This window comes from Candidatus Nitrotoga sp. BS, assembly GCF_927797785.1.
Taxonomy (GTDB): Bacteria; Pseudomonadota; Gammaproteobacteria; order Burkholderiales; family Gallionellaceae; genus Nitrotoga.
Window position 1 is genome coordinate 1 of the sequence record NZ_CAKMLL010000016.1, and the last position, 1,953, is coordinate 1,953.

The window sequence follows — 1,953 nt, forward strand, 5'->3', positions numbered from 1 at the left end:
CCTAAAAACCTGTCAAGTGTTTTCTTGATTATTTATAGGGGTGAGTAGTTACGTTGTTGCATTCTTTGCAAACGCTGGTAATTAACGCCTCGTGCTCCATATTGGCTTGGTAAGAGTACCGGACAATGCCAGCGGCACGCTGCCCAGGTCAGCGCGTATTTTCAAATTGATATTTACCCTTCCCGATAATTGCTTGTTCTCAGCAACATCTACATAGCCATTTGCACTCATGACACCAGCAGAAATTTTGATCTGACGCAGATGCTGTTTGTTATTATCTATCTGTAGCACGCCACTCAATTCATCAAAATGTGTACGACCGCTAGAAGCACCCTTGCGGCTAGGCATGCGTGCAGTTTCTACCATATCAACTTCATTAATAAGCCCCTTTTTTACCAAGAATTTGCCATCCAGATGCGGGGTTTTAGCCAGAAGGGAAAGTTTCTCCCCACGTAGAATAAAATTAGCGTCGCCATCCATTTCACCAATAATGTTTAATTGCGGCAACGCATCATGCATTGCCATAACCTTAATATTCACAAGTCCCTGCATTTGCCAGTCCTTTAACCAAGTAAGGTGCGCACTGCCGGTCAGCATGCCGCCATACAAACGTCCGTCGATTTCATGGAATTTTATTTCGCCTGCGCCCAACTCGCCTTTTACGGTCAGCTCGTTGAACAAAATGTTCGGCAACAGTGGCACGTAACCTTCCTTGATAGCCAACGCGATTTGCCAGCGAGACTGCTGCGGCTTTAACTCTACGCTAAGCTTACCATCCTCGCTCTTCAATACTGCCTTGACAAAACGTCTCTGCCCATCAAAATTCACCACACCATTTACATGCGGCAGACTAAGTTCATTGTCACTGACATGCGCATGCTGCAACACCATGCGCTCTACCGGATAATAGGTGTTCCCACCTGCGGCCTGTAGCCACAATAACGCCTTATCGAAACTCTCAGAACTAAGTATCAAATCTTTTACTTCAATATTTTTAATTGATTTTATCTCGCTTAATAGTGCAGAAAAATTAAAATTTAGCACAACACTGCCCGCCTTTAACTCCTGGCTACCGCCTATGGATACATCCTCTAACTCCAGTATCGGCTGAGGAAGTAATGCCGCACGCATATGGCCGACACGTACCGGTTGTTGTAGTTGAGCGGTCAGTTTCTGCTCGATTTGCTTGACATAGCCCTGCATCGGCCAAATATAAGGCATCAAAGCGGCCAATATTAATAGCAGCACAAACAAGCCAGCCGTCATCTTTCCCCACGGCAACGGCTTACTGAGTGTTATGGCTGCACGCGGACCAGGCTTCAATTCCAGTATTTGATCGGCCTGTGTTTTAACTGCCACTTCCACTTTTACCTTGTCCACCGCCTGCGCCACATCTTGATTAGCTTTAATGTGCGCCGCAGCTTCGGAATGCACCTTGGCTTCCGCTTCTGCTTTTTCTTTGGCCAGCGTAGCTAAATGTTCCGCCTCAACTTTTACCGTTTCCTGCTCTTCTATGATGCGCCTTACTTCGGCTTCGGCACGCACCTTAGCGTCCATTTCTACTTTTTCTTTTTCCAGTGCAGCTTCATGTTTCGCTCTGGCTTTTACTGCTTCCTGCTCAGCCTTGAGCCGAGCAGTTTCGGCTTCAGCACGAATCTTAGCTTTCGCTTCTACTTGTAATTTGGCTTGCTCAGCTTCCAGCTCAGATCTGACTTTTGACATTTCTTGCTCGACCTTGAGCCGAGCCGATTCAGCTTCGGCACGAGCTTTGACTGCAACTTCCATTTCCACTTTTACTTTAGCCTGCTCAGCTTCCTGTTTCGCTCTGACTTCTATCGCTTCTTGCTCTGCCTTGAGCCGAGCAGTTTCGGCTTCAGCACGAATCTTAGCTTTCGCTACTACTTGTAATTTGGCTTGCTCAGCTTCCAGCTCAGATCTGACTTTTGACATTTC

At 46.7% G+C, this 1,953-nt stretch carries 1 pseudogene; it reads right to left on the minus strand.

Features of this window, described 5'->3' with window-relative positions:
- Window positions 1-81: 81 nt before the first annotated feature.
- Window positions 82-1,953 (minus strand): annotated as a pseudogene (locus tag MJ769_RS00845) (AsmA-like C-terminal region-containing protein); the annotation flags it as partial.